The organism is Bradyrhizobium sp. Rc2d (assembly GCF_900099855.1).
GTDB lineage: Bacteria > Pseudomonadota > Alphaproteobacteria > Rhizobiales > Xanthobacteraceae > Bradyrhizobium.
The window spans coordinates 144,879-169,168 of sequence record NZ_FNCU01000008.1 but is presented as its reverse complement, the minus strand read 5'-3'; the positions used below and the strand labels follow the sequence as shown (position 1 = coordinate 169,168).

The 24,290-nt window shown below is 63.5% G+C and carries 23 protein-coding genes; 14 read left to right on the top strand and 9 right to left on the bottom strand.

Annotation, left to right across the window (positions count from 1 at the left end; all coding sequences use genetic code 11):
* Window positions 1-90 precede the first annotated feature (90 nt).
* Entirely contained in the window at window positions 91-477 is a 387-nt protein-coding gene (locus tag BLV07_RS13385; RefSeq protein WP_091885925.1) for a RidA family protein, read from the top strand.
* A gap of 645 nt (window positions 478-1,122) precedes the next feature.
* On the opposite strand, the gene BLV07_RS13380 is transcribed toward BLV07_RS13385, so the two are convergent.
* The 4 genes from BLV07_RS13380 to BLV07_RS13365 all read right to left on the bottom strand — a co-directional run bounded on the left by BLV07_RS13380 (window position 1,123) and on the right by BLV07_RS13365 (window position 5,242).
* Window positions 1,123-2,151: an ABC transporter permease gene (locus BLV07_RS13380; protein WP_091885921.1), complete on the bottom strand. Its 1,029-nt coding sequence runs from the start codon at window positions 2,149-2,151 to the stop codon at window positions 1,123-1,125.
* Window positions 2,152-2,163: 12 nt separating this feature from the next.
* Entirely contained in the window at window positions 2,164-3,666 is a 1,503-nt protein-coding gene (locus BLV07_RS13375; RefSeq protein WP_091885918.1) for a sugar ABC transporter ATP-binding protein, read from the bottom strand.
* A 6-nt stretch (window positions 3,667-3,672) separates the two neighbouring features.
* On the bottom strand, window positions 3,673-4,695 hold the full coding sequence (locus BLV07_RS13370; protein ID WP_091885915.1) for a sugar ABC transporter substrate-binding protein: 1,023 nt from the start codon (window positions 4,693-4,695) through the stop codon (window positions 3,673-3,675).
* A 142-nt stretch (window positions 4,696-4,837) separates the two neighbouring features.
* A complete protein-coding gene (locus tag BLV07_RS13365; RefSeq protein ID WP_176945515.1) occupies window positions 4,838-5,242 on the bottom strand; it encodes a globin in 405 nt (134 codons plus the stop codon).
* A 482-nt stretch (window positions 5,243-5,724) separates the two neighbouring features.
* Between BLV07_RS13365 and BLV07_RS13360 the strand changes: the two genes are divergently transcribed.
* The 8 genes from BLV07_RS13360 to BLV07_RS13325 all read left to right on the top strand — a co-directional run bounded on the left by BLV07_RS13360 (window position 5,725) and on the right by BLV07_RS13325 (window position 14,897).
* Window positions 5,725-6,099, top strand: coding sequence for a DUF2946 domain-containing protein (locus tag BLV07_RS13360; RefSeq protein ID WP_176945514.1), 375 nt, complete (start codon window positions 5,725-5,727; stop codon window positions 6,097-6,099).
* A gap of 84 nt (window positions 6,100-6,183) precedes the next feature.
* A complete protein-coding gene (locus BLV07_RS13355; RefSeq protein WP_244551078.1) occupies window positions 6,184-8,661 on the top strand; it encodes a TonB-dependent receptor in 2,478 nt (825 codons plus the stop codon).
* A 38-nt stretch (window positions 8,662-8,699) separates the two neighbouring features.
* Entirely contained in the window at window positions 8,700-9,233 is a 534-nt protein-coding gene (locus BLV07_RS13350) for a copper chaperone PCu(A)C (RefSeq protein WP_091885903.1), read from the top strand.
* 32 nt (window positions 9,234-9,265) lie between these two features.
* Entirely contained in the window at window positions 9,266-9,784 is a 519-nt protein-coding gene (locus BLV07_RS13345; protein ID WP_091886088.1) for a YcnI family copper-binding membrane protein, read from the top strand.
* Window positions 9,784-11,340, top strand: coding sequence for a copper resistance CopC/CopD family protein (locus BLV07_RS13340; protein ID WP_091885900.1), 1,557 nt, complete (start codon window positions 9,784-9,786; stop codon window positions 11,338-11,340). The genes BLV07_RS13345 and BLV07_RS13340 overlap by 1 nt, the downstream gene beginning before the upstream one ends.
* A 171-nt stretch (window positions 11,341-11,511) precedes the next feature.
* A complete protein-coding gene (proS, locus tag BLV07_RS13335; protein ID WP_091885897.1) occupies window positions 11,512-12,831 on the top strand; it encodes a proline--tRNA ligase in 1,320 nt (439 codons plus the stop codon).
* A 73-nt stretch (window positions 12,832-12,904) separates the two neighbouring features.
* Window positions 12,905-14,185 carry a lipoprotein-releasing ABC transporter permease subunit gene (locus BLV07_RS13330; protein ID WP_091885894.1) on the top strand — a complete coding sequence of 427 codons (1,281 nt, stop codon included), beginning with the start codon at window positions 12,905-12,907 and terminating at the stop codon, window positions 14,183-14,185.
* Window positions 14,186-14,192: 7 nt separating this feature from the next.
* A complete protein-coding gene (locus tag BLV07_RS13325; protein WP_091885886.1) occupies window positions 14,193-14,897 on the top strand; it encodes an ABC transporter ATP-binding protein in 705 nt (234 codons plus the stop codon).
* 322 nt (window positions 14,898-15,219) lie between these two features.
* On the opposite strand, the gene BLV07_RS13320 is transcribed toward BLV07_RS13325, so the two are convergent.
* Entirely contained in the window at window positions 15,220-16,299 is a 1,080-nt protein-coding gene (locus BLV07_RS13320) for a zinc-binding dehydrogenase (protein WP_176945520.1), read from the bottom strand.
* A gap of 109 nt (window positions 16,300-16,408) precedes the next feature.
* On the opposite strand from BLV07_RS13320, the gene BLV07_RS13315 reads away from it, so the two are divergent.
* On the top strand, window positions 16,409-17,182 hold the full coding sequence (locus BLV07_RS13315; protein ID WP_091885882.1) for a helix-turn-helix transcriptional regulator: 774 nt from the start codon (window positions 16,409-16,411) through the stop codon (window positions 17,180-17,182).
* Window positions 17,183-17,300: 118 nt separating this feature from the next.
* Here BLV07_RS13315 and BLV07_RS13310 read toward each other — a convergent pair whose 3' ends face one another.
* Entirely contained in the window at window positions 17,301-18,209 is a 909-nt protein-coding gene (locus BLV07_RS13310; protein WP_091885877.1) for a LysR substrate-binding domain-containing protein, read from the bottom strand.
* A 107-nt stretch (window positions 18,210-18,316) separates the two neighbouring features.
* On the opposite strand from BLV07_RS13310, the gene BLV07_RS13305 reads away from it, so the two are divergent.
* Complete coding sequence (locus tag BLV07_RS13305; protein ID WP_091885873.1) at window positions 18,317-19,693, top strand: FAD-binding oxidoreductase; 1,377 nt, start codon at window positions 18,317-18,319, stop codon at window positions 19,691-19,693.
* Between the two features lie 143 nt (window positions 19,694-19,836).
* The gene (locus tag BLV07_RS13300) at window positions 19,837-20,709 is read left to right on the top strand and encodes a GNAT family N-acetyltransferase (protein WP_244551077.1); all 873 of its coding nucleotides are present in this window, start codon (window positions 19,837-19,839) and stop codon (window positions 20,707-20,709) included.
* Window positions 20,710-20,890: 181 nt separating this feature from the next.
* Here BLV07_RS13300 and pdxR read toward each other — a convergent pair whose 3' ends face one another.
* Window positions 20,891-22,297: a MocR-like pyridoxine biosynthesis transcription factor PdxR gene (gene pdxR / locus BLV07_RS13295; protein WP_091885870.1), complete on the bottom strand. Its 1,407-nt coding sequence runs from the start codon at window positions 22,295-22,297 to the stop codon at window positions 20,891-20,893.
* 114 nt (window positions 22,298-22,411) lie between these two features.
* Between pdxR and BLV07_RS13290 the strand changes: the two genes are divergently transcribed.
* On the top strand, window positions 22,412-22,873 hold the full coding sequence (locus BLV07_RS13290; RefSeq protein WP_091885867.1) for a carboxymuconolactone decarboxylase family protein: 462 nt from the start codon (window positions 22,412-22,414) through the stop codon (window positions 22,871-22,873).
* A gap of 40 nt (window positions 22,874-22,913) precedes the next feature.
* Window positions 22,914-23,552 (top strand): HD domain-containing protein, encoded by a 639-nt coding sequence (locus BLV07_RS13285; protein ID WP_091885863.1) that lies wholly within the window; start codon window positions 22,914-22,916, stop codon window positions 23,550-23,552.
* Between the two features lie 28 nt (window positions 23,553-23,580).
* Here BLV07_RS13285 and BLV07_RS13280 read toward each other — a convergent pair whose 3' ends face one another.
* Both BLV07_RS13280 and BLV07_RS13275 read right to left on the bottom strand, forming a co-directional pair.
* Entirely contained in the window at window positions 23,581-23,838 is a 258-nt protein-coding gene (locus BLV07_RS13280; protein WP_091885860.1) for a DUF3551 domain-containing protein, read from the bottom strand.
* A 1-nt stretch (window position 23,839) separates the two neighbouring features.
* Window positions 23,840-24,160, bottom strand: coding sequence for a DUF3551 domain-containing protein (locus BLV07_RS13275; RefSeq protein ID WP_091885857.1), 321 nt, complete (start codon window positions 24,158-24,160; stop codon window positions 23,840-23,842).
* Window positions 24,161-24,290 lie beyond the last annotated feature (130 nt).

Genomic DNA, 24,290 nt, shown 5'->3' with positions numbered 1-24,290 from the left:
TGAATCGCAGCAACATTGCTTTGCGCCGGCACGATGCCGCCGGTTAGGGTCGACCGATCGCAAACCGGAGCGAACAGGAGACAATCTGACATGGCTCAAATCGTCAGTCATAATCCACCATCGGTCCATGCTCCCGCCGGCGGCTACAGCATGGGACTTGAATTCAGTCAGCATCGCCGCCTGCTGTTCATCAGCGGCCAGGTCCCCGAAAAATCCGACGGCAGCGTGCCCGAAGGTTTCGAAGCGCAATGCGAGCAAGCCTGGCGCAATGTGATCGAGGTGCTCGCCGCCGCCGGCCTCGGCGTCACGCATCTGGTCAAGGTCACGACGTTCCTGACCGACATCAGTCAGGTCGTGCCCAATCGTGCCATTCGTCGCAAGATGCTCGAAGGACACGAACCCGCGCTGACGGTCATGATCGCTGAAACTGTCGACAGCAAATGGCTGCTGGAGATCGAGGCGATCGCCGCGGAGTGAAGCGGATCCGAGGGGCAATTGCTCACGACGCTGGAATTGGGACGTCTCGCCGCGGAGCGTCAATTCATGTCGTCGGAGGACCAGACGTTACCTCGCGAGCAGGCTGCAAAAAGCGCCACAAAAAGCCATCAGGCCGGAAGGTAGCGGCGTTCTCAGACTTCGGCGTGCACGTGGTCGAGCTCTCTGCCACCACGTCGTCATTGCGAGCGCAGCGAAGCAATCCAGAAATGTATCCGCGGAAAGACTCTGGATTGCTTCGCTGCGCTCGCAATGACGGGGGGCAGCGAGCGTCGCTCTATGTCCGTCATCCTGAGGTGCCGGAGCGTAGCGGAGGCCTCGAAGGGCGACGGCCCGGCTGCACATCTCGGCCGTTCATCCTTCGAGGCTCCGCATGCGATGCGTTCGCATCGCTTGCCCCGCACCTCAGGATGACGGGATATTTGTTTGCGCTGAACGTCAGAGCGTTCAGGCAGCGCTGCCTCGGGCCGAGACATCGCCATGGTGACATCCTGCCCCTGTTTTGCCCGACGTGTCAAATGGATTTCGTGAAATCCGCAATTGTGCGGCGTCACCGGCAAGCCATTGATTCCGCTAGCCCCGGCTACTGTGCATGGGTTGTTTTCGCACTTTTTGATGCGAGCGGCCTTACTCCGCCGCTTTTTCCCTCAATCGCTGGGCGTAGACGTTGATGACCAGCGCCGCCAAGAGGATCAGGCCGCGGATCAGGATCTTCAAAAAACTGTCGATGTTGACGTGGTCGAGGCCGTTGTTGAGGACGCCGAGCACGAACAGGCCGACGATGGTGTTGCCGATGCCGCCGCGGCCGCCGAACAGGCTGGTGCCGCCGACCACGACGGCGGCGATGGAGTCGAGCAGGTAGGTGTCGAACTCGTTCTGCTGCGCGCTGCCGAAATGGGCGACGCCGAGCATGCCGCCGATGCCGGAGCAAACCGCCGAGATCACCATCACCGCGCCGAGGATGAGCTTGACGTTGAGGCCGGAATATTCGGCCGCCTCGCGATTGCCGCCGACCATGTAGATGTAGCGGCCGAAGCGCGTGTAGGTCAGCACCAGATGCCCGCCGAGCAGCATGATGGCTGCGACGATGACGATCCAGGGAATGCCGCCGATCGAGCCCGAGCCGAGCGTCGTGATCAGGCTCGGCACCTTGTAGGCGATCTGGCCGCGCACCAGCAGGGCCGAGATGCCGGCCGCGATCTGCATCATCGCCAGCGTCATGATGAAGGAGGGGATGCCGATCACGGTCAGCCCCAGCGCATTGACGAGGCCGAGCAGCGCACAGAGCAGGATCGACAGGATGATCGCGACCGCGCCCGGTAGCGGCACATTGGCGATGTTGACGTAGGATTCCTGGAGCGTGAAATAGGCGACGGCGATGCCGGTGACGTTGGCGATGCTGGCGATCGACAGGTCGATCTCGGCGCAGAGGATCACGAAGGTGAGGCCGACCGCGATGATGCCAGTCACTGACACCTGGGTCAGGATGTTGCCGAGATTGTCGAGCGTTGCGAAGGAGGGGCTGGCGAAGGCGAAGAAGCCGGACAGGAAGATCAGGGTGAGGAACGGCGCGATGTTGCGCATCTGCGAGCGCAGGAAGGGCGCAACGCCCCGCGCTCGCGCAGCCGCCGCCGGAACCGTTTCACTGCTCGTCATGGTGCTGCTCCGTCACGCCGCTTCCAGCAGGCGGTCCTTGCTGACCGGCTCGTTCCTGAATTCCCGCACCAATGCGCCGCGCTTGAGCACGAGGATGCGGTCGGCCAGCGACAGCACCGTTTCCGGCTCGGTCGACAGCACGATGATGGCAAGCCCCCTGGCGCGGAGGTCGCGGACGATGTTGATGACGTCGTTCTTGGCGCCGACATCCATGCCACGGGTCGGCTCGCACAGCACCAGAAGCTTGGGCGGATAGGTCAGCCATTTCGCCAGCGCGACCTTCTGCTGGTTGCCGCCGGAAAGCATGCCGAGGTCGAGGCCGACCACGGGCGGCCGGATCTGCAACTGATCGACCTGGCGCTTGGCGATATCGCGCTCCTGTGCCGGCTTGAGCAGCAGGGACGAGATGCGATCCAGAATGCTGATCGAGATGTTCTTGTAGATCGGCTCCTGGTGAAACAGCATGTCGCGCCGGCTCTCCGGCACCAGCGCCACGCCCGCCCGCCGCGCCGCCGCCGTGCTGGCAAAGGTCTTTGGCGTGCCCTCGACGGCGAGCGTGCCGCTGTCCGGCTTCAGCTTGCCGAACAGGATGCGCGACAGCTCCTGCTGGCCGCAGCCCATGAAGCCGTAGATGCCGAGCACCTCGCCGGCGCGGGCCTCGAACGAGACATCCTGAAGGCTGCGGGCAAGCGATAGCTGATCGACTTTCAGCACCACCACGCTGTCGCTCGGCTGCGGCAGCATCAAATCATCGGTGTAGCTGTGCTCGAGCACCTCGCCGCCGCGGCCGATCATGGCCTCGATCAGCGCGCCTTTGCTGGTGGTGGCGCTCGCCGTCTCCGCGACCTTCCGCCCGTTGCGGAACACGGTCACCGTATCGGACACGCGCAAAATGTCCTCGATGAAATGCGAGATGAAGACGATTGCAGTGCCTTCCTCGCGCAGGCGCCGGAGCGTTGCGAACAGCCGCTCGACCTCGGGCGGGGAGAGCGCGGAGGTCGGCTCGTCCAGGATGACGATGCGCGCGCCGGAGAACAGCACGCGAGCGATCTCGATCAGTTGCTGAAGTCCGATCGGGAGGTCGCCGAGCCTGCTCATCGGGTCGACGTCGATGCCGAAGCGGGCGAGCTGCTCGCCGGCTTCGCGCGCCATCCGCCGCCACTGCACGAGGCCGAGCCGATTGACCGGCTGGTTGCCCAGGAAGACGTTCTCCGCGACGGTCAGGTCGGGCGCGACAGAGAGCTCCTGGTGCACCATGGCGATGCCGGCCGCATGCGCATCGCGCGCCGAGCGAAAATGCGTCTCCACCCCGTCGATCAGGAAGCGGCCGGAGAATTCGGCATGCACGCCGGCGATGATCTTCATCAGCGTGCTTTTTCCCGCGCCGTTCTCGCCGACGAGACCGTGGATCTCGCCGGGAAGAAGCGCGAAGTCGACACCACGAAGCGCTTCGACGCCGCCGAAGCTCTTCGTGATGCCTTTCAGTTCGAGGATGGGCGAACGAACCTCTGGCATGGAGGACTAAATCAGGAAATGGTCTTCCATCCACTGCATGCCGGGGGCATTGGCCTTGGTCACGACCGGGCCGTCAGTGACGACGTTTTTCGGGATTCCCTGTCCGCTCTTCTCGCCGCCGACCACGGCCGACACGCCTGCAATGATGGCGCCGCCATGGATGCGGCAGGATGGATTGCGCACGGTCGCGAACATGCGGCCCTCGCTCACCGCCTGGATCGCCGGCGGCATGGCATCGACACCGCCAATCAGGATGTTGGTGCGGTTGCGGGCCTTCATGATGTTGTAGGCGGCGAGCGCCATGTCGTCATTGTGGAAGAACGCCGCGTCGATCTGCGGATATTTGGTGAGATAGGTCTCCCAGAGGCGGGCGGTCTTGGAGACGTCCCAGTCGGCCGGCTGGGTGTCGAGCACCTCGATGCCAGGGAATTGCTTGACCACCGAGTTGAAGCCCTTGGCGCGTCCTTGTGCGCCGGTATGGCCGAGCGCGCCTTGCGTCATGATGATCTTGCCCTTGCCGCCCATGGCGTTGCACAGCGCCTGCGTCACCGAGGCGCCCATGAACTCGTTGTCGGGGGCGAGGAAGGAGTGGACATTGATCTGGTCGAGCGGCGCGATCAGCGTGTCCATGTCGATCACGGGCGTGCCGGCGTCGATCATCTTCTGCACGGGCTGGGTGAGGGTGCCGATGCCGAAAGCCTGGATCGCGACGAAATCCCATTTTTGCGACGCCATGTTGTCGATCGCGGCGCGCTGCTTCACCGCGTCGAGCTGACCATCGAACCAGGTCACCTCGACATTGAACAGCTTGCCCCAGAATTCCGCGGCCTGCTTGCCCTGCGCGCACCAGGTGGCCTGGAGGCCTGCGTTGGAGAAGGCCGCTTTCAGCGGCTTCTCGGATCGTCCGACTTCGGCTGCAAGTGCTGGGTTTATGCCCATGCTGCCGAGGATGGCAGTCGCGGCGCCGGCGGTCGCTGCCGCCTGAAGAAGATCGCGCCTCGTCGTCGAGAAATCTTTCGTCCCGGACATCGCTCGCTCCCGTAAAATTTTATCGTCGGCGCGTCATTGCTTGCGCGACCGATGTCCGAAAGTGTCTCACAAGAGCTGACGTCACTCAATCTGCAATCAATCGCGCGATCGCAGCAAGCCACCGTTGGTGCAGCGCAAAGCGTCAGGCCGGCACGCCGGCGAATGCGTCGATCGCCACGAGCAATGCATCCCAGGCCTGTCCAATGTCCGGCGACCATTCATCGCCGAGCAGATCGCGGAGCGCATCCCTGATGATCGCAAAGAATGCGATGAAGAGGTCGCGTGACGTGCCGTAAGCCTCGTGCGAGGCGGCCTCGCAGGCGATCAGCCGGAAATGCCCGCGACGCTCGTCGGCGAAGTCGAGGACCGCCTCGATCGCCAGCGCGAGCATCGACCCCATCACGAGCTCGCTGCCTTGCGAGCGAAACATCATCCGGGTTTCCGGATGCTCTTCGAACAGGCGCTGATAGACCCTCGGCGTCAGATCGGCGCAGCGCGAGGCCGCCAGCTCAAAACTGCGCTCGATCGGATTGGGAGAAGCCTTCATCGGCGCTTCAGCCATGCAGGCAAAAAAAGAGCGGGGCCCTGGCCCCGCTCAAAAATTGTGTCGACCCTATTATCCCCGATTCTAAGATTTGCTCTTGATTGACGGGGCGACGCTGCGTTTTGCGCGCCAGGGGCTCCTCCCGAGACTTGGACCACCAGGCCACGACCTCGCGGTCAGCGCCTGAGCAAGAGGATGCTAGATCAACTTTTCTCACTTGTCATCATTTTCGGCAACGATTGTTCAAAATAAGAGCAGCTGACGAAATGATCGGGTTGGCGACCTTATAAGTATATGACAAATATAAGAAATCTGTGGACCGTGGGGCCTTTGACTTGTCTCAAATGCCGGCCCTCCCCACCGGGGTAGGGTGCTCCGACCACAGTTTTCGAGAAATTTGCGCCGGGGCAAGAAGGCCGCGGAACTGACCTCGACTTAGGGCAGGCCGCGGTGTTTAGTTAGCAAGCGAACGAATGGTTCGGCGGATGCGCGCGCGGCTGCAAAAATTCCTACCCCTGGTCCTGCTCGCCCTGGTGATGCAGGTGCTGGCGCCGATTGCCGCCTGTCTGGCGGCCGGTCAGGCCGTGGCCGATCCGTTGTCCGCCGGCGTCATCTGCCACAGCGGGGGTGAGCAGGGGGGCCTGAACGATCAAACCGGCGACCCCACCGCGCACGCCGGTGCGTGCGCGCTGTGTTGCCTGGCGCAGGCGGGCGCATCGCTCGATTCGCCGCCGCAGCCGGCGTTCGCGATTCCCTCCCGCCACGTCGAAAGCGTAGTGTGGCACGCGGCGGATGTATCTGCCGTTTTCACCCACAAGGGCTCAAGCGCCCAGGCGCGCGCGCCTCCTCGAATTTCCTGACGACCTCCACCGTCGCCGCGGCTCGTCCGCTGGCGATTGATGCTGTCGAACAGCCGGGAAGAAAGCCGGCGTCAGGAATGCCCCATGTTACGTTGTCATGCCCGCCGCGGCGTGAGCATCGTTGCCATTCAGGCCGCGCTGCTGGCGTCGTCGAGCGGAGTTTTCGCTCAGAGCAGTAACGTCGTGCTGCCGCCGGTCACCGTCGATGCGCCCGCGGTAGTGAAGCCCAAGCCGCGCAAGCCGGCGGCGCGTACGGTCGCCGTCCGGAACCGGTCGGCAAAGCCCGTCACCGAGCGGGCCGCCCCCGCCGTCGCGGCCGAGCAAGGTGCAGGCAGTGCCCGCGTGTCACTCGAGCCGCCGGCCGCCGTGGCCCGTTATCAATTGCCGCAGCGCTCCTTCAGCGTCACGGCGAAAGAGGTCGACGAGACTATCAACCTCAAGGACCCCGAGGACGCCGTCAAATATATGCCGAGCTTGTTCGTGCGGAAGCGCAACGACGGGGACAACAATGCCGTGCTCGCGACGCGAAGCTGGGGCCTCAATTCGAGCTCGCGGACGTTAATCTACTACGACGATCTCCTGATCTCGGCGCTGATCGGCAACAACAACACGAATGCCTCGCCGAAGTGGAACCTGATCTCGCCGGAAGCGATCGGTCGGGTCGACTATCTCAACGGGCCGTTCGCGGCCGCCTATCCCGGCAACTCGATCGGCGGCGTGCTGCTGATCTCGTCAAAGATGCCGGACAAGCCGTTTGCAGTCGCCAAGGAAACTGTGTCCGTGATGCCCTGGAATCAATACGGCACCAAGGACACCTACGTGACCAGCCAGACCAGCGCCGCTGCGGGCAATCGCGACGGCAAGCTGTCCTGGCTCGTCAGCGCCAACTATCTCGATAGCTACCAGCAGCCCCTGACCTACACGACGAGCGGCAGCATCCCGGCCGGTACGACCGGTGCGTTTTCGGCGCTCAACAAGCAGGGCGTTGCGGCCAACGTGGTGGGCACGGGCATCCTCGCGCATTCGCAGCAGACGTCCGGTAACATCCGCCTTTCCTATGACGTGACGGCGCAGGTGCAGGCGACCTACTCGTTTGGGATCTGGAATAACCACCAGGTCTCCGATCCCCAGACCTACTTGAAATCAGCAGCGACGGGTGCGCCCACATTCGCGGGCCTGTCCGGATTTGCCACGGGCAAATATGTCTGGGACCAGACCCATGTCAGCAACGCCGTTGCGATCAAGAGCGACACCAAGGGCACCTACGATTTCGACCTTTCGGCGTCGAGCTACAACTATCTCCAGGACATCCAGCTCAATCCGTTCACCATCACGCCCACAGGCGTCGGCTATTCCCAGAACGGGAAGATCACGAGGATGGACGGCACCAACTGGCAGAATGCCGATGCCAAGGGGATCTGGCGGCCGTATGGTTACGACGGACCGCACGAGGTCAGTTTCGGCATGCATGGTGATCGTTATCGCCTGGAAAGTCCCGTTTATGCGTCATCCGTTTGGAATACGACGGGAGACACCGGGACGGGCACGCTCTACTCGCAGGGGCAGGGTGAGACCCGGACCGGTGCGATTTGGCTTCAGGATGCCTGGAGGATCCTTCCCAATCTGAAGCTCACGCTCGGTGGTCGGTTCGAAACCTGGCGAGCCCAGGATGGTTTCAATATCAGCACCGCGACGAACGCTGCCGGCGCGATTACATCGATCGCTGCGGTTCAACAATCGCAACTCGCCTCGACGAATTTTTCACCGAAGGCGTCGCTGTCCTTTGATCCGAACAAGGACTGGAATATCACGGCAAACTTCGGGCAGGCCTATCGCTATCCGACCGTCACGGAGCTCTATCAGAACCTGACAGTCGGCGGCGTAGCGACGATCGCCAACCCCAACCTGTTCCCCGAGCAGGATCTGACAGGTGAGCTGAACATCGAGCGCAGATGGAGCGACGGCCGCATCCGCTTGACCCTGTTCCGGGAGCACACCGATCATGCGATCATCTCCCAGACCAACCTCGTCACCAATCCGATCACGAAGGTGCAAACGCCGACGACCGTGATCAGCAACGTCGATGCGATCAGGTTGCAGGGTATCGAGTTGTCCGCCGACAAGGACAACGTTCTCGTCAGTGGTCTGCAGCTCTTCGGCAGCGTTACTTATGTCGACTCGCGAATCCTGGCCGACGCGGGGTGGGCCGGAATTGATCCTCTGACGAATCTGCCCACGACTGTGGTCGGCAAGCGCGTGCCTTACGTGCCCGACTGGCGCGCTAAGTTCGGCGTGACCTACCGGCCGAACGATAGCTGGGCCTACACGGTTGCTGCACGCTACAGCGGCAAGCAGTACTCGACGCTGGACAACACGGATCGCGTCTCCCACGTCTATGGCGCGTTCGATAACTTCTTCGTTGTGGACTTGAAGGTGCACTATAACGCGACGAAGAACTTCGCATTCGACTTCGGCATCGATAATCTCTTCAACGAGCAGTACTTCCTGTTCCATCCGTTCCCGGGGCGAACCTTCGTTGTCGCCGGCAAGTACACGTTCTGAGGGGTGGAGTGATGTTTACGACAAGAAAGGCAAAGGACATGACCAAGCTCTCACGCATCCTCGCGCTCGCAGCGCTTTCCGCCGCAATGTTCGCCGCCCCCGTGCGCGCCGACGACGTCAAAGCCGGCGATCTCGTCATCTCGCAGGCCTGGAGCCGGGCGACGCCGGGCGGCGCCAAGGTCGCGGGCGGCTATCTCACCATCGAGAACAAGGGGTCGGCGGCGGACAGGCTGGTCAGCGTTTCCGCCGACATCGCGGGGAAGGCCGAGATTCACGAGATGGCGATGGACAATGGCGTGATGAAGATGCGCCCGCTCGACAAGGGGCTCATCATTGATCCCGGCAAGACCGTGAAGCTTGCGCCCGGCGGCAATCATTTGATGCTCCAGGAGCTTAAGGGCCCGTTCAAGCAGGGCGACAAGGTGCCGCTGACACTTCAGTTCGAGAAGGCCGGCAAAGTCGCCGTCTCTCTCGACGTCCAGGCTGTTGGCGCGCCGGCGCCCGGCGGCGCCGGGCACTCCGGCCATATGGACATGAAGAAAATGCCGGATCACTCGGGAATGAAGATGTGATGAGGCTGGATCTGGCCTCCGGGAGACTGAATATGTTGAAGCGATCCTGCCCGATCCTGATTGCTGCGTTCGCCATCTCGCCGGCGGCGGCGCACGTGTCGCTCGAGACCAAGCATGCCACGGTCGGCGCGTCGTACAAGGCTGTGTTCACCGTGCCGCACGGCTGTGCGGGCTCGCCCACGGTGAAGATCCGCGTGCAGATCCCTGAAGGGGTGATCGCGGTCAAGCCGATGCCGAAGGCGGGCTGGAACGTCGATGTCGTCGAGGGCAAATATGCCGGGGAATACGACTATCACGGCAACAAGCTCTCTTCCGGCGTCAAGGAGGTGATGTGGTCCGGCGGCAAGCTGCCGGACAAGAACTATGACGAGTTCGTCATGCACACGGTCCTGACCGGCTCGCTCAAGCCGAACACGACCCTGTACTTCCCCGTCGTCCAGGAATGCGAAACGGGCGTGAGCCGCTGGATCGAAATCCCGGCAGAGGGGGCAGGGCATTCGCATGAGGGCAAGTCGCCGGCACCGGGCGTGAAGCTGCTGCCAAAGCCGTAATGCGCCTGCTCGCCACGCTCGCGACGCTGCTCATCGTTGTCGGCTTCGCGACCGGCGCGTCCGCGCATGCGGCGCTGGTCGCGGTCGAGCCGGCCAGCGGCAGCATGCTTGCGAGCGCGCCGAAGGCCGTGGTGCTGCGCTTCAACGAGGCGGTGACACCGGGCGCGGTCCAGCTGATTGATGGCACGGGCAGGGCGCGGGACGATGTGCGCGTCGACGCGTCGGGAGAGGCCATCTCGGTTGCGGTGCCGCCGGACCTGCCGCAGGGCACGGCGGTCGTCAGCTATCGCGTGATTTCGCAGGACGGCCATCCCATCGCGGGATCGGTGGTATTCTCGATCGGCGTGCCGACGGGGACGAAGCCGCCGGTCAATCCGGACAGCGGGTTGAGCGCGCTGATCTGGCTGACTCGGGTTGGTCTCTATCTCGGGCTGTTTGTCGGCGTCGGCGGTGTGTTGTTCGCGCGCTGGATCGCGTGGTCGATGACTGGCACGACCGTGCCGCGCGTGGCACTCGCGGTCGGCCTTCCGAGCGCGGTGGTGTCCCTTGGTGCGCTGGGCCTCGATCTCCTCGGCCTGCCGCCGGCGGCTCTTGCGACCATGGCCCCCTGGAAGGTGGCGTTCGCGACGACCGCGGGTCCCGCATCGCTGGTCGCCATCGCCGCGATGCTGCTTGCGTTGGTGGCGCTGCGCAGCGCATGGTACGCGCGCGCTCTTGCGTTCATCGCGTTCATCGGCGTCGGCCTGTCGCTGGCCATGACCGGGCACGCCGCCACGGCTCCGCCCGAAATGTTGATGCGGCCGGCGATTTTCCTCCACGGCCTCGGCGTTGCCTTCTGGATCGGGGCGCTGGCGCCGCTCGTTGCACTGGTGTCGAAGCCGACGGCCACGACCTTGCCTGTCGTAAACCGCTTCTCCCACATCGCCGTGCCGGTCGTCGCCACGCTGGCATTGACCGGCCTTGTGCTCGCCATCGTCCAGCTCGAAAGGTTGTCGGCGCTGGTCGAGACCCGTTATGGCCTCGTCCTTTCCATCAAGCTCGCGCTGGTCCTCGTGCTACTCGCACTCGCCGCGCTCAACCGCTTTCACCTGACCCCGGCGCTGGCAAGGGATCACGAGGCCGCGTCCGCCCTCAAGCGGTCGATCCTGTTCGAATGCGCGATCGCACTCATCATCTTCGCGGTCGTCGCCGGCTGGCGCTTCACGCCGCCGCCACGGACCATCGTTCCGGAGACGCCCTTGGCGATCCACATTCACAGCGACAAGGCAATGTTCCAGGTGCTGGTGTCTCCTGGGAAGGCCGGCGTCGACGATTTCGTGCTTCAGCTCATGACCGGAGAGGGGACGCCGCTCGCGGCCAAGGAGGTGACATTGACGCTGAGCCTGCCTGAGCGCGGCATCGAGCCGATGGAACGGGGTGCCTCGCTGGGGCCGGACGGCTACTGGCATGTGCGCAAGGTCGAGTTGCCCTTCGCCGGCCGCTGGCACGTGCGGATCGACGCGCTGGTGACCGACTTCGAGAGGATCGCGCTGGAGGATGAACTGGAGGTGGCATAGCCCTAGGCTCGCCGGCTTTGCAGGGCATGCTGCTGCTCAAGTCAAACCTGAAGTCGACGGAAAAATGACAGGAATTCCGCCGCGTTAGCGGCTTTTCCTCATTCTCGGTCTTGTGTTTTCGCTCCCAATCCGGTTTCACTGCAACCCGTCACTGATTCCTAGAGTATTGCCATGCGGTTGTCGCGATTCTTTCTGCCCATCCTGAAGGAAAATCCGAAAGAGGCGGAGATCGTCTCGCATCGGCTGATGCTGCGCGCCGGCATGATCCGGCAGGAGGCCGCCGGCATCTATGCCTGGCTGCCGCTCGGCTTCCGCGTGCTCAAGAAGATCGAGCAGATCGTGCGCGAGGAGCAGGACCGCTCCGGCGCGATCGAGGTATTGATGCCGACGCTCCAGCTCGCCGATCTCTGGCGCGAGAGCGGCCGCTACGATGCCTATGGCCCGGAGATGCTGCGCATCGCCGACCGCCACAAGCGTGAGTTGCTGTACGGACCGACCAACGAGGAAATGATCACCGAGATCTTCCGCGCCTATGTGAAGTCCTACAAGAACCTGCCGCTCAATCTCTATCATATTCAATGGAAATTCCGCGACGAGCAGCGTCCGCGGTTCGGCGTGATGCGCGGCCGCGAGTTCCTGATGAAGGACGCCTATTCGTTCGACCTCAACGAGGCGGCGGCGCGGGTCGCGTACAACAAGATGTTCGTCGCCTATTTGCGCACCTTCGCGCGGATGGGGCTGAAGGCGATCCCGATGCGCGCCGAGACCGGCCCGATCGGCGGCGATCTCAGCCACGAGTTCATCGTGCTGGCGGAGACCGGCGAATCCGGCGTCTTCATCAATCGCGACGTGCTGGACCTGCCGGTGCCGGGCGAGGACGTCAATTATGAGGGCGATCTGACACCGATCATCAAGCAGTGGACCTCGCTGTACGCTGCGACCGAGGACGTTCACGATTCCGCGCGGTTCGAGCAGGAGGTGCCTGCAGACAAGCGGGTGAACACCCGCGGCATCGAGGTCGGCCAGATCTTCTATTTCGGTACGAAGTACTCCGAGCCGATGAATGCGCTGGTGGCCGGCCCCGACGGTGTCGACGTGCCGATCCATGGCGGCTCCTACGGTGTCGGCGTCTCGCGCCTGCTTGGCGCCATCATCGAGGCCTGTCACGACGACGCCGGCATCAAATGGCCGGAAGCCGTCGCCCCGTTCCGCGCCGTGGTGCTGAACCTCAAGCAGGGCGATGCCGCGGTCGATGCGGCCTGCGAGAAGCTCTATGCGGAGCTGACCGCCAAGGGCGTCGATGTGCTCTATGACGATACCGACCAGCGCGCCGGCGCCAAATTCGCCGCTGCCGACCTGATCGGCATCCCCTGGCAGATCATGATCGGGCCGAAGGGGCTCGCCGACGGCAAGGTCGAGATCAAGCGGCGAGCCGACGGCGCACGCGAGACCATGTCGCCTGCGGACGCAGTCGCCCGGCTGGTCGGCTGAATATTGTTCATCGCGCGATATCGCGGCCGCCAATCCGGCCACAATTGACCCCGAATCATGGGATTATCGAGCGATGGATGAGACCATGACCGAAACCGTGCAGACCGCGCCTTTTGCGCCATTCGAGTGGATGCTGTCGGGGCGCTATTTGCGGGCGCGCCGCAAGGAGGGATTCATCTCGGTCATCGCCGGGTTCTCCTTTCTCGGCATCATGTTGGGCGTGGCGACGCTGATCATCGTCATGGCTGTCATGAACGGCTTCCGCAAGGAGCTGCTCGACAAGATCTTGGGGCTCAACGGACATATCCTGGTCCAGCCGCTGGAATCGCCGCTGACCGACTGGAAGGACGTCGCCGACCGCCTCAGCCAGGTCGAGGGCATCCGGCTCGCTGCTCCCGTGGTGGATGGCCAGGCGCTGGCGTCATCTCCATGGAACGCTTCGGGCGTCCTGGTGCGCGGCATCCGCTCCGACGACCTCAACAACCTCACCTCGATCGCCAAGAACATCAAGCAGGGCTCGCTCGAAGGCTTTGACGAGGGGCAGGGCGTCGCGATCGGCCGCCGCCTCGCCGACCAGCTGTCGCTGCATGCCGGCGACAGCGTGACGCTGGTGGCGCCGAAGGGCGCGGTCACCCCGATGGGCACGACGCCGCGCATCAAGCCGTACAAGATCGTCGCCGTGTTCGAGATCGGCATGTCCGAATACGATCTCGGCTTCGTGTTCATGCCGCTGGCGGAGGCACAGGCCTATTTCAACCGCAGCAACGACGTCACCTCGATCGAGGTGTTCACCACCAATCCCGACAAGATCGACGCCTTCCGCAAGGCAGTGACGGAGGCCGCGGGCCGCCCGGTGTTCCTGGTCGACTGGCGGCAGCGCAATTCGACCTTCTTCAACGCGCTCCAGGTCGAGCGCAACGTGATGTTCCTGATCCTGACCATGATCGTGCTGGTCGCCGCGCTGAACATCGTCTCCGGCCTGATCATGCTGGTGAAGGACAAGGGCAGCGACATCGCGATCCTGCGCACCATGGGCGCCTCGCAGGGCTCGATCATGCGCATCTTCCTGATCACGGGCGCCTCGATCGGCGTGGTCGGCACGCTGGTCGGCTTCTTTGTCGGTCTCGTGATCTGCCTCAACATCGAATCCATCAGGCAATTCCTGTCCTGGCTCACCAGCACCGAGCTGTTCTCGCCGGAACTCTATTTCCTGTCGAAGCTGCCCGCCGAGATCGACATCGGCGAGACCACGGCGGTCGTCGTCATGGCGCTGACGCTATCGTTCCTGGCGACGCTGTACCCGTCGTGGCGCGCCGCGCGCCTCGATCCCGTCGAAGCGCTCCGGTACGAGTGAGGGGCTGATGGAGCAGCAGCAGGGGGCGGAAGATGTACCGGTCATTTATCTCCACGAGATAAAGCGGCGGTACTTGCAGGGCGAGGTGCCGCTGACGATCCTCGACGGCGCCAAGCTGGCGTTGTGGCGCGGGCAGTCGGTCGCGCTGGTGGCGCCGTCGGGCTCGGGCAAGTCGACGCTGCTGCACATCGCGGGGCTGCTCGAGGCGCCCGATTCCGGTGAGGTCTATGTCTCGGGCGCGCCGACCTCGCAGCTGCCTGATATCGAGCGCACCCAGCTGCGCCGCACCGATATCGGCTTCGTCTACCAGTCGCACCGGCTGCTGCCGGAGTTCTCGGCGCTGGAGAACGTCATGCTGCCACAGATGATCCGCGGCCTGAAGAAGTCCGAGAGCGTCAAACGCGCCAAAGATATCCTGGGCTATCTCGGCCTCGGCGACCGCATCACCCATCGCCCGGCCGAGCTGTCCGGCGGCGAGCAGCAGCGCGTCGCGATCGCGCGCGCGGTTGCCAACGCGCCGCGCGTGCTGTTTGCGGACGAGCCGACCGGCAATCTCGATCCGCATACCGCGGACCACGTCTTTCAGGCCCTGATGCAGCTGGTCAAGGCGACCCAGGTGTCGATGCTGATCGCCACCCACAACATGGAGCTCGCCAGCCGCATGGACCGGCGAGTCTCGCTGTCGAACGGCCAGGTCGTCGAGCTCGATTAGCTGAAGCGTGTTGGTTGGACCGGGCTCCGGGCTCGCTTCACCTCTCCCCGGCGGGGAGAGGTCGATTTGCGCCAGCAAATCGGGTGAGGGGGCGCTGCCCAACGCGAGACCGTAAACCCTCACCCGGCGCTACGCGCCGACCTCTCCCAAGGGAGAGGTGAGTTCCTGATGCCGCGCCGGCGGGCCGCCAAACTAAAACTGCGAAAACAACCCCATGCACAGTAGCCGGCCGCTGCCGGCGACGATCGGGGTGATGCATTCCAGCCGTTTGATATGTCCAGCAAATCCGCTGCGACGGCGCATCGCCGCGGCGCGCTCGCCGTTACGGCCGGATCACGGTCAATTTGAACGGCCCGCCATTGGCCGCGGCATGTGCCACGGCCTCGTTGGCGTGGTCGAGATCGAACGCCGTCACCTCGTACTCGTCGAGCCTGAGCAGCCCGGCACGCACCAACGCGATCAGGCGACTGGCGGCGTCCGGCGGGTACATCCAGACGCCGTGGATGGTGATGCAGTTGCGCATGATCCAGGGGTAGGGCAGCTCGAGCCCCGCGCCGCCCGCCATGCCGACGCCGCCCATCAGCACGACACGGCCGTAAGCGCGCACCGTCATGATCGCCGCGCGCACCACGCTGGTGCTCACCGAAGGCGGCATGATGTCGAACACGCAGTCGATCGGGCCTGATGCGGCGCGCTTCATGCTCTCGCGGTCGTCGTCCTCAACGCCGGTGAGCTTGACCGGCTTGACCCGCTCGCCGAAGCGGCGGACGAGGTCGGCCAGGATCTTCTCGTTGCGGCCGGGAGCGATCACGCAGGCCGCGCCCATTGCCAGCGCGACCGAGACGGCGGCGCTGCCAAAATTGCCGGTGGCCCCGCTCACCAGCACGGTCTCGCCTGGTCGCAGGTTCGCAGCGAGGAAACCGCCATAGGGCACCAGCAGCGTGCCAAGGGCGCACCATTGCGTCGCTTCCTCCGGCGTGATCGCGCCGAGGCGTGTAACGTTCTCGGTCGGCAGGCGCATCTGCTCGGCAAACGAGCCGTGGCGAAAATGCTTTTGCAGGAGCATGCCGCCGGGGCCGGCGGCGGTGAGCCCTTGCAGGGCGATGTCGGGCGCAACGGCGTCGTCGCGCGAACGCACCGTCGGGTCGCAGAACACCCAGTCGCCGATGGCTAGTTTGGTTGCGTCCGGGCCGATCGCGCGCACCCGCCCGATGCCGCCGGGTCCGGGGATGATCGGCAGGTCGAGCGCATAATTGCGCGTCCCGTCGAAGACTTCGTTCATGTAGGACAGCACGCGCGTGGCGACGACGTCGACGATGACCTCGCCGGTGCCGAGCACCGGTTCGGGGGCATTCTCGATCACCAGCGGCGAACCGAAAGATTTGAGCACGGCAGCTTTCATGATGTTCACCTCAAAGTCGGTGAAGCGCATATGCGCCGCCTTGGAGGGGACATGAAGGCCTGGTATTATCCTAGTATTCTAGGGACCCTCCATCGCGGGAGCGACAGCAATGGCCGACCCACGCCGCGTCGAATTCGGCGATTTCCTCAGGTCCCGCCGCGAAAAGCTGTCGCCGAAATCCGTGGGCCTTCCGGCGGGCCGCCGGCGGCGCACCGCGGGGCTGCGGCGTGAGGAAGTCGCGCAGCTCGCTGGTATCGGCGTCGACTGGTACATCCGCCTCGAACAGGGCCGCACCGTCAGCCCCTCGGTCACCACCGTCGACGCACTCGCCCGCGCGCTGCGGCTCAGCAAGACCGAGCACGCCCATTTGAAGGCGCTGGCGCGCGACGGCGCGAGGGCGGCCTTCGTGCCCGAGATCGTGCCGCCGCCCATCCGGCGGATGATCGAGAGCTTGACGCAGCCGGCCTACATCACCGGCCGACGCTGGGACGTGCTGGCCTGGAACGCGGCGGCCGAGGAGGTCTTTGGCTTCGGACAGCTGCCGGAGCAGGATCGCAATACGCTGCTGCTGGTGCTGACGAACAAGCAGACGCGAAAATTCTACGGCGCGGGCTGGACCGAGGTCGCCAAGAGCATGGTCGCGATGTTTCGCGCCACTCACGACGTCTGGGCCGGCGATCCCGCCTTCACCGAGCTGCTCACGCGACTGCGTCAGGGCAGTCCGGAATTCGTCAAATGGTGGGAGGCGCACGAGATCCGCAGTACCGCCTCGGGCCTGAAGACCATGAACCATCCGACCAAGGGCGTGCTCCGGTTCGAGCACACGAGCTTTCAGGCCAACGACGATCCCGCGCTGAAGCTCGTGATTTATACGCCGGTGTAAGACAGAGAGACATCAAGGCCGACGCGTCTGCTGTCGAGAGGCCGGAGACGTTGCTGGTCAATTTGGACTGAACCGCCGTAACGGGGAGTCGACATCTCGAAGGGCGCAGAGAAGCGGATCAAGGACTTGACCGTAACCACTCCGAGAAGGCCCGGATGGTTCGCGCGCGCGGATGGCCTGGCTTACTGACCACATGGAAGCCGTAGCCAGGCAAGCTCAACTTGAACGCCTTCACGAGCGTACCAGCCGCGAGGTCGTGTGCCACGAGCACATCACTGAAAACCCCGACTCCTTGCCCGGCGATCACCGCCTCGATGGCGTGCAGTTCCTCCCGGAAACTCAGGTGCTGCATGTCCTTGAACTGGGGCACTTCGCGCCACCTGCGCTGAGCTGCAGCGAGCCATCTCTGCCATGTCGGCGGCTCACGATCGGCCGGCGACCAATAGGAGTGAATCAGAACGTGGTTTGCGAGGTCGACTGGTCTCTTCAGGCGCTCCGTTGCAAGCAAACGCGGACTGCAAACCGGCCAGAATGTATCGCTGAAGAGATCATCGACGATTCCGTCTGTCGGCCGTGCCCGGCTAGTCGCATAGCGAATGGCGACATCGCCATCTCCGGCCTGCAGATCGAGCACTGAGTCAGTGCCGATGACTTCCAGTGGCACATCGGGATGCAGCTTCCGCCACAGGGGCAGGCGGGGCACGAGCCAGCGGCTGGCAAAAGCATTGGTTGTCGTCACCCGGAGAGGCTGTTGGTCGCCTTCCTGCTTGACGGCCGCAATGGCCGCGGCGAACACCTCAAGGCCGCCACGAATGGCGGGGAAGAGCCGCGCTCCGGCATCGGTCAGCGAAAGAGGCCGTGGTCTGCGGCGGAACAGAGCGCGACCACAATACTGCTCGAGCAACCCGATCTGGTGGCTGATCGCCGTTGGCGTGACGCCGAGTTCTGCCGCCGCCTTCTTGAAGCTCAGATGGCGGGCGGCAGCTTCGAAAGCGCGCAGCTCGATCAGGGGCGGCAGCTTGTACATGCCGCCAGTCTAGGTGAAATCAATTCATCGTCACCTGAAATCTTCGGATTTGCTCCAAGATAGCCCACGATCGAGGATATGGCGGGTCAAGCTGAGGAGACCATGTCATGTCGTCCATCGCATCTGTCGCCAGCGCTGCCGCCGATCTCAACGCCTCGTTCGGAGGACAACTGCTCAAGCCAGGGGACGAGGGCTATGAGGAGGCGCGAAAGATCCACAACGGGCTGGTCGACAAACGGCCGGCATTGATTGCCAGGTGCCGCAGTGTGTCCGATGTCGTGGATGCCGTCGTTCTTGCGACCAAGCTCGGCCTCGAGGTCGCGGTTCGCGGCGGCGGCCATAATGTGGCAGGTCGCGCGACCATCGACGGCGGTATCATGATCGACCTCTCGCCCATGAAGGGCGTCCGGGTCGACCCTGTCGGCAAGACGGTGTGGGCGCAGGGCGGGGTCACTTGGGGCGAGCTTAATCGCGAAACACAACTTCACGGGCTTGCGGTCACCGGCGGCGTAGTCTCGACCACCGGGATCGCCGGGCTGACGCTCGGCGGAGGACTGGGCTGGCTGATGGGCAAGTACGGCCTGGCACTGGACAATTTGCGGGCCGTCGAACTCGTCACCGCCGACGGCAAGGTTTTGCGGGTCAGCAAGCAAGAGGAGCCTGATCTGTTCTGGGCGATCCGCGGTGGCGGCGGAAACTTCGGGATCGCGACCAGTCTGGAATATGATCTCCACACGGTCGGGCCGATCATAACCGGCGGACCGATCATCCACCCCATCGAGCGCTCACGCGACGTGCTCGAATTCTTCCGGGCCAGCACGCGCTCGCTCACGGACGAGCACATGCTGTTCGCAACCCTGACCCATGCGCCCGACGGATCCGGCACTGAGGTCGCTGCCCTGGTCACCAGCCATTGCGGTTCGGCGGCGGAGGCCGAAGGAGCGATGCGGCCGCTGAAACAGTTCGGGGCTCCGATCTTGGACGCAGTCGGGCCGATGCCCTATTGCGAGCTCAACCGCATGCTCGACGCCAACTTTCCGAAAGGCGCCTTCAACTATTGGAAATCGAACTTCCTGAGGGAGCTGAGTGATGGTGCGATTGCGACCATGATCGAATGTTTCGCGCGCTGCCCGACTCCCATGGGGCAGTTGCTTCTTGAGCACATCCACGGTGCGGCGGCCCGTATCGATGCCGGGGACACGGCATTTCCGCATCGGCAGGAGGGCTACAATTTCTTGATCCTCGCGCAGTGGACGCAGCCCAGCGATACGAGCCGTTGCATCTCCTGGGCACGCGAAACCCATGAGAGGATGCGGCCCTTCTTTGCCTCCGGCCGCTATGTCAACTATCTCGACGATGACGAGACAGGCGATCCCGTCGCTGCTGCCTATGGACCGAACTACCGGCGCCTGCAGCGGATCAAGGCGAAATACGACCCGACGAACTTCTTCCGCATGAACCAGAACATCCGGCCGCTCGCCTGATTGCCGGCCGAGGATTTCGTCGCTCTCATCCTGTTCAGGATGTCTGTCGAAGGCTCTACGCTCCGGCCCGGTTCGACGGTTGGCCGGGCGTGCTGATCCCCGGGGAGGATTCGAGAATGGCTGTCTTGTGCCGACCGGCTCGCATGGACGACTTGGCGAGAGCCGACGAGATCGTGGTCGCCAGCATCAATGAACTCACTGAGAGGCGGGGCTTTGGCAAGATGGCATCCTCCCGCCCGCAGAATTTTCAGGCCTTCTCGCTCACGGACGATCCCGAAGGTTTATGGGTCGCCGATGACGACGGAGAACTCGTCGGCTTCGCGTGGAGTTGGGTTTGTGGCGAGCTTTGGTTTCTGGCGCAGCTGTTCGTGACCCCAGATCGCCAGAGCGACGGCATTGGTAATCAACTCATCAGCAAGATGTTTGCTCACGCAGAGAAGCGCGGCGCATCCGTCAAAGCGCTGATCACCTTCACGTTCAACAACGTGTCTCAAGGCCTCTACATCCGCCACGGACTGTTCCCGCGCTGTCCGATTTACATGGTCAGCGTGTCTCGAGACCGACTGGCGTCGCGGTTGGCTGAGCCACGGCTTCGTCTTGAATCTCTCACGGCCAAGACGGCCGGGTTGGATGAGCTGGCGCTCATTGATGTCGGTGCTCTCGGTGTTTCCAGGGAGAAGCATCATCGATATCTCCTGGGCGACAGCCAGACGAGCGGGTTCACCATCCACGCCGGCAGTGAGTGCGTCGGGTATGTCTATATTTCGGATGGACACATTGGCCCGCTTGCAGTCCGCCGGCCAGATCTCATGGGCTCGGCACTTGCTGCTGCGTTGTCGTTCGCGGCGCAGAGCGATGTTGCGACCATTTCGGCCTTCGTGCCGGGCGCGAGCGAGTCAGCGCTCAAGGCGGCGACCGACCACGGGATGCGTCTGACGTTCCCGATGCTGCTGATGTCGAACCGGCAGTTCGGAGATTGGGGCTGCTACCTCCCGCGCAATCCGGGTTTCATGTAGGTCAATCCAGGCGCGTTGAACGCGGCGTCGTGGGTAGCGGCCTCGCCGGATGGATACAGGGGCTCATCGATCCTGCGCAGCTTGGTGCCGACTGTTCAGTGCGATCACGCCGTGATCGCCACCCGAAGCGGAGCTTTGATCGTCACGCTGGCCGGTGAAGGTCACCGAACTCAGAGTCTGATCACGTAATACGGTCGATGATCTGAAGGAGCCGATCACAGGACGCCTCGATCCTCTTTAGCGGAGACGTCGCGACGCCCAGCAACAGTCCCGGGCGCGCCGAAGCCCTCGACGCATACCAGAGCGATAGCGGCGTAGGCGCCAGTCCAAGCGGTGCTGCTTCCCTGGCGATGGCAAGATCGGCTGCTCCCTTCGGCAACCGCAGGACAGCAGCCAATCCGGCAATCGCAACATTTGCAGTGCGCGGGCGAAGGTATTTCAGCAATGCATCGCCTTGCGCTGCGTAGACCCGCTTCGTGCGCCGAAGATGCCGGAGATAATGGCCGTTCCGCATGAACTCGGCGGTCGCGAGCTGCACCGCGGGCCCGGGCGCCGGCGCGAGGCAGGCCGCAGTTTCGGCAAATCGCGACGCCAGAGCGGCCGGTGCAACCACAAAGCCGAGCCGCAAGGCGGGGGTCATGGTCTTGCTGAAAGAGCCGATGTGAATGACGCGGCCGGCGCGATCGAGAGAGGCGAGCGCTGGTGTGGCCCGGCCCTTGAGCTGAAGCTCGCTCAAATAATCATCTTCGATCACCCACGCCTTGTTTTGGGTCGCCCAGTCGAGCAGGCGTGAGCGTCTTGCCAGCGACAGCGTGAATCCGAGCGGCGCCTGCTGCCCTGGCGTCACCACAACCAGTGCCGCATCGGGCGCATGTTTCAGGCCGTAATCGACATCGATGCCGTCAGCGTCAACCGGGATCGGCGCGATCGACAATCTCGCAAGCTCGAGGCCGCGCCGCGTAAAGGGAAAGCCGGGATTCTCCACCCAGACTTTCTTCTGCTCGAGACCGAGGACACGGAGCGCCAGACCAAGCCCGCCGCTGAAGCCGCTGGTGATGATGATCTGGGACGGCGCGCATTCGATCCCGCGCGCCAGCGCAAGGTAGGCCGCGATCTCGCGCCGCAACTCCAACTCGCCGCGCGGGTCAGGGTAAATCGCCGGCGCACTCACCTCAACGCGAACCGCTTGCGCACGCATCCTCGCCAGCAGCGTGGCAGGAAGGGTCTCCTGCGCAGGCACGCCCATCTGGAAGATCGCCGGCCCTGCGGTGAGTTCCTGGTACATCTCCATGAATGAGCCGGGGGCCGGGGCTTTGTCCCGCCGAACGGGGAAGGACGGCCGGTCCACGACATGCGTGCCTGTGGCGCGGGCTGCAACGATCAGTTGGGCGGATAAGAGCTTTTCATACGCCGAACGCACGGTGCCGCGCGCGACGCCGAGCTGCGCGGCCAAATCCTGCCATGAGGGCAGGCGAGCGCCCGGGGCGAGCACACCGCTCTCGATGGCAGCTCTGATTCCCCTGTGGATCTGCTCCGCCAGTGGCGTCTTTGCGGATCGATCGAGCTTCAGCCGCAGCGGTTTGGTCATGCATATTGGTACACGAGTTTTGTACGTTTTTGGTACTTTTTTGTGGACCATGGCAGGGGCACCTAAGGGGGCGAAGGGAGCGTTTCACCCCCCTGATCATCAAGGAGAAAGCAGATGAGTGAACGTCTCAACTACAACCACATCGCGCCGGCAGGCGCGAAGGCACTGGGCGGCGTCTACGGCTACGTCATGCAGAGCGGACTGCCTGCGACACTGGTCACCCTCGTCTATCTCCGCGTGTCGCAGATCAATAACTGCGCCTATTGTTTGGACATGCACAGCCGCGACCTGCTCAAGAGCGGCGTGAAGATCGAAAAGCTCGCGCTGGTCCAGGCGTGGGCCGAGGCGGGCAATCTCTTCGACGAACGCGAGCGCGCGGCGCTCGCCTGGGCCGAGACGGTGACCCGCGTCGCCGAGACCAACGTTCCAGATGAGGCGTATCAAGCCGCCCGCGCGGTCTTCAGCGAGCGCGAGCTGGTCGATCTCACGATCGCGATCAGCCTGATGAATGCGTACAATCGCATGTCGATCAGCTTCCGAAAGACGCCACAGGCTGCGCTCGAGAATGCAGCCTGACCCGAAGGGCATCAGCCGAACAGAAACCAGGAGCCTGAAAATGACGAGGGTGATTTCCGGCGTCAAGATTCCCGACAGCAAGCTGGCGCGCGAAGCCACCGAGCTGGTGCGCAGTTACGAAGACGAGATGTTGTTCAACCATTCGGTTCGCGTCTATGTGTTCGGCGCGATCAAAGGGCTGCGTCAGAAGCTGAAGTTCGATTCCGAGCTGCTCTATGTCGCAGCGCTGTTTCACGATCTCGGCCTCGTTGATCACTACCACACCGAGACCAAGCGATTTGAGGTCGACGGCGCAGACGCCGCGCGCGACTTTCTGCGGGCGCGCGGCATTGCCGAACCGCAGGCCGATCTGGTGTGGGAAGCGATCGCGCTGCACACCACCCCCGGCATTCCGCAATATATGAGGCCGGAGATCGCTCTCACCAACGCAGGCGTTCTGGTGGACGTCGTCGGTGTTGGATATGACGAGTACACACCGGAGCAGCGCGACCAGGTGATCACTGCGTTCCCCCGCGGTGACTTCAAGAACGAGTTCCTGAAGGTGCAGACCTGCTCAGCCCTGAAGAAGCCGCAGACGACGTTCGGGACGGTCAATTTCGACTACATCGAAGATCACGATCCCAGCTTCCGCAAACCAAACGCGTGTACGCGCATCCGCAACACGCCCTGGCAAAGCTAAGGAGACGCAGGCCGCCGGATCGTTGGGATTATTCGGCGGCACGGCTCGATCGGCGAGGGGGCGTCGGTTTCCTTGATGGGAAATACGGGTTCACGATGCAGCTCGCCGAACGCCCGACGGCGAGATATCTGCACTGCTCAAGCGAGCCATAGCGGCAGTCGAAATAGCCGACGGGACCGTAGATCTGCATGCAGACCGGATAGCTCGGATCATAGGTCTGCGCGTGCACAGGCGCGCTCGCAAGGAGCATGCCGGCTGCGATCAGCGTAGGCCACGCGCGGCGCATCTCAGCGCGACAGGAAATAGCCTGATGAATAGCCTGGCGTCTGCGCGCGCGGACGATTTTGATAGGCGTAGGGATCATCGCTCTGGCCTGCGAAGAACGGATTGGCGATGCAGGTCAGCGCGCGCCCCGATGCGCTCGCCTGACACTGCGCGTAGCTATCGAACCTGCAATTGCTCAGCCCCGGCCATTCGTCGCCGGTGAGACAGAATGGATGATTCTTGCCGAAGGCGCGCGCCGGCGTGCTTGCGTTGAGCGCGAGCGCAAATGTGGCGAGAGCGAGCGAAAATGTGGCGATAATGGGGAGAGTAACTCGGGCTCGCATCTGGATTCTCCGATCACGCGAATGTGCGCGCGACGTTGTTACGCGCGCATGCAGTTTATGTCGTGTTGTCGACATTGGAACTACAGAAAACACTTGTTTCATAGGGTTTCCCACGCGCTCTGCTAAACGT